Annotated in this window: 1 protein-coding gene; it reads right to left on the reverse strand. The window is 46.3% G+C overall.

Going from position 1 to position 564, the window contains the following annotated elements; translation table 11 throughout:
• Positions 1-58: 58 nt before the first annotated feature.
• On the reverse strand, positions 59-564 hold a 506-nt coding region (fliA, locus tag B3180_RS09655), incomplete at its 5' end, for an RNA polymerase sigma factor FliA (protein ID WP_286844258.1).

A 564-nucleotide genomic window follows, 5' to 3' on the forward strand; every position in this document is an offset into this window, starting at 1 on the left:
AATTTTCATATTTTTATCCAAAGCACCCTCCACTGAGGCTCTCGATTACCACCAAAGTTTATTCAACCCAATTTTGCATTCGCGACTTCAGCCGCAACATTGCCTGACTGTGAATCTGACTGACACGTGATTCACTCACGCTCAGCACTTCACCTATCTCTTTTAAATTCAATTCTTCGTCATAATACAACGAAAGCACCAAGGCTTCACGTTCTGGTAACGATGAAATTGTCGAAACCAATGCTTTATGAAACGCAGCGTTCTCAACATCTCGTTGTGGCTCATAAGCTGAACCTGTTACCTGCTCTGGCATTAACGCATCTTCTGACACGCCAAGATCTTCAATTCCAACAATTCGTCCTGAACTCACATCCCGCAAAATATGGTGGTATTCATCCATACCCATATTCAGTTTTGCGGCTACTTCTGTATCTTTTGCGTCCCGCCCGGTCTCGTTTTCAACCTGGCGAATGGCTTCCAGCACACGTCTGTGGTTACGGTGTACTGAGCGAGGGGCCCAATCGCCGCGACGAATTTCGTCCAGCATTGCACCACGAATGCGAA

It is taken from the genome of Idiomarina sp. UBA4206 (assembly GCF_002383015.1).
Taxonomy (GTDB): domain Bacteria; phylum Pseudomonadota; class Gammaproteobacteria; order Enterobacterales; family Alteromonadaceae; genus Idiomarina; species Idiomarina abyssalis.